This is a genomic window from Candidatus Obscuribacterales bacterium, assembly GCA_036703605.1.
In the GTDB taxonomy this organism is placed as follows: Bacteria; Cyanobacteriota; Cyanobacteriia; order RECH01; family RECH01; genus RECH01.
In genome coordinates this window covers 1-2,916 of sequence record DATNRH010000566.1, presented here as the reverse complement: position 1 = coordinate 2,916, position 2,916 = coordinate 1, and the positions used below count along the sequence as shown (strand labels likewise).

The window sequence follows — 2,916 nt, the reverse complement described above, 5'->3', positions numbered from 1 at the left end:
CACCCAAAGCGACGCTAGAGCAAGCCATCTGTCCATACAAAGGCTTAGAGTATTTCGACTGCAATGACCATGACCCCCAGTTTTTCTTTGGGCGGGCATCACTGACGAACCAGTTGCTCGATAATGTTCGTACGTCTAACTTTCTGGCATTGGTGGGGGCATCGGGCAGTGGCAAATCGTCGGTGCTGCGGGCGGGGTTGCTGCATCAACTGAAGGTTGGGCGACGGATTGCTGGCAGTGACCAATGGCAAATCTTGATCATGCGACCGGATGCCACACCAATGAAGAACCTGACGGAGGTGTTCGTCGATCCGAATCTGGCACAACTGGATCGGGCTGCAGACCTCGGCAAAGCGGAGGGATTGCTGAAGGAAGGGGGAGCTGGACTAGGGCGACTGGTGCAGGCATCCTCAGCACCACGGGTAGTTTTGGTGATTGACCAGTTTGAGGAAGCCTTTACCCGCTGTGATGACCTGGAGCAACGACAGCATTTTTTTGATTGTGTCCTGGGCGCATTGCAGCAGGAACCGGACAAGTTCTGTGTCATTCTGGCAATGCGGGCAGACTTTGTGGGCAAGTGTCTGGAGCAAGAGTACAGCGGCTTGGCTCGGATGATGGAGCAGCAGTTGGTGAGTGTGTTGCCCATGACAAAGGACGAGTTAACCGATGCCATTTGCAAGCCTGCTGAGCATGTAGGGGCAACGGTGGAGCCGCTCTTGGTGCAAACGATCCTCAAGGAGATTCAAGGCGCACCGGGACGGCTGCCGCTGTTGCAGTATGCGTTGACGCAAGTGTGGCATGAGGCAAGCGGTGGAGAACTAACGCTGGCTGGCTATCAACGGTTGGGTGGCATTGACGGAACGCTGCAAAGTCGTGCTACAACGCTGTATGAGGCGTTCACGGAAGAGGAACAAGCCACCTGTCGCCATATCTTTTTGGCACTGACCCAACTGGGCGAGGGAACCGAAGATACAAGGCGACGGGTGGCCAAGCAGGATTTGGTGACGGCGATTCATCCGCAGGCCCGCATTGACGCGGTGCTCAACAAACTAACGGCACCGGACAATCGCTTGCTGGTGACCAGTGAAATGACCACGAAAGGATCAACCCATGACCGAATGGCGATCGTCGATGTGGCCCACGAGGCATTGATCCGCCATTGGCCATTGTTGCGGCAGTGGATTGAAACCAATCGCGATCGACTACGGCAGCAGCGACGGATTGAAACAGCCGCCGTGGAATGGCGAGAGCAGGGCAGAACACCAGGCTACCTACTGCAAGGCTTACCGTTGATTGAAGCCAAACAGTTCCAGAAGCAGCAGGCACAGACCTTTCCGCTGTCGCAGTCTGCCCATCATTTCATTCAAAAAAGCATTCGACGGCGGCGGATCAATCGACTGAAGACGGCAAGCTGGTTGATCATTCTAGCCCTGCTAATAGGTGGAGTCGTTGAATATCGGCTGCGAGAAGAGGGTATCAAAGCAGATTATGAACGACTCAATGGCAGTGGCTCTGAAGAAGGGCAAGCAGCCGAAAACTTGATTAAAGGCTGTTATGCCAAGGATAGGCTGCCACGCTATTTTGCCGAACGCTGGTTTGGAAACTGTCGCTCTTTATATCGAGCACCGCTTGCAGAGGCTTATCTCCGCTCAGCCAACCTCAACTCCACCGACCTCCGATTCGCCAACCTCCGCTCAGCCAACCTCCGATTCGCTAATCTCCGCCACGCCAATCTCAACTACGCCAACCTCTACTCCGCTAACCTCAGCTACGCTAACCTCAGCAAAGCCGACCTCCACTCCGCCGACCTCAGCTACGCTGACCTCAGCTACGCCGACCTCAGCAACGTCAACTTTCGCTACGCCAACCTCATCGACGCCGATCTCCACTTCGCCAACCTCCACTCCGCCGACCTCAGCAACGTCAACTTTCGCGACGCCGACCTCAGCTATGCCGACCTCCGCGACGCCGACCTCAGCAACGCCGACCTCCACTCCGCCAACCTCAGCAACACCAACCTCCGCGACGCCGACCTCAGCAACGCCAACCTCCGCTTCGCCAACCTCAGCAACGCCAACCTCAGCAACACCGACCTCAGCAATGCTATTTTATTAGCCACCGACTTCCGCGACAATCAAAAATTAACTCCAGAGCAGTTCACGGCCGAAAACCCGCCGTTGATATGTAATATCGCTTTGCCACAATACATACTTGATGCTGGAATTAACCCCGATCGAGACTGCGATCACATGGTACAAGTAGTGAGCGATCGATACAACTTGCCACTCAAAAATGTTCAGCAATACGTCGAGCGTGCCCGACAAAAAACATGGGATGAACCCACTGACACACCCACAGAATGACCAGAGAGGTTACTCATCCCACCACGGCACAGGCATTGAGGTAAACCGTTGCAGCGACCTATGGAAAGGAGAGCTGCGATCGCCCGCAAAACTAATCACCACATCAAAAGCGATCGCCCACACAATCAATCACCCCATCAAGAGCGATCGCCCACAAAACCCATTACCCCATCAAGAGCGATCGCAAAACCCATCACCTCATCAAGAGCGATCGCCCACAAAAGCAACCACCACATCAAGAGCGATCGACCACACAACCAGTCACCACATCAAGAGCGATCGCCATGACCTAAGAACAACGCTCTATCTCTCCCAAGTTAACGCTCCAATGATTGATACCGCTCCGCAAAGCGCGTCCTTAGCAGGTCATGCACAAACCGATAGCGACCGCCGACCCGTTGGATAAAGCGATGGTTTTCAGCATGTTCTAGGAAACGTGCATAGTTCCAAGGGGCGACACCAGATCCGTATAGTGCGAGGCGCAAGGAAAAATAGTAAATGATTCCATTCCCCCCACTAAACCACGCAATAGCTAGAGCACATAGAAAACCAG

Annotated in this window: 2 protein-coding genes; both read left to right on the top strand. The window is 54.2% G+C overall.

All coding sequences use genetic code 11. From position 1 onward, the window contains the following. Positions 1-2,363, top strand: a 2,363-nt coding sequence (locus V6D20_12095; protein HEY9816521.1) for a pentapeptide repeat-containing protein, incomplete at its 5' end; no start/stop codon positions are given. Continuing rightward, the gene (locus tag V6D20_12090) at positions 2,335-2,769 is read left to right on the top strand and encodes a hypothetical protein (GenBank protein HEY9816520.1); all 435 of its coding nucleotides are present in this window, start codon (positions 2,335-2,337) and stop codon (positions 2,767-2,769) included. The genes V6D20_12095 and V6D20_12090, both read left to right, overlap by 29 nt. Positions 2,770-2,916: the final 147 nt, after the last annotated feature.

Coding starts and splice junctions, on each gene's coding strand:
- V6D20_12090 (HEY9816520.1), top strand. CDS start 2,335: ATGAACCCACTGACACACCCACAGAATGACCAGAGAGGTTACTCATCC.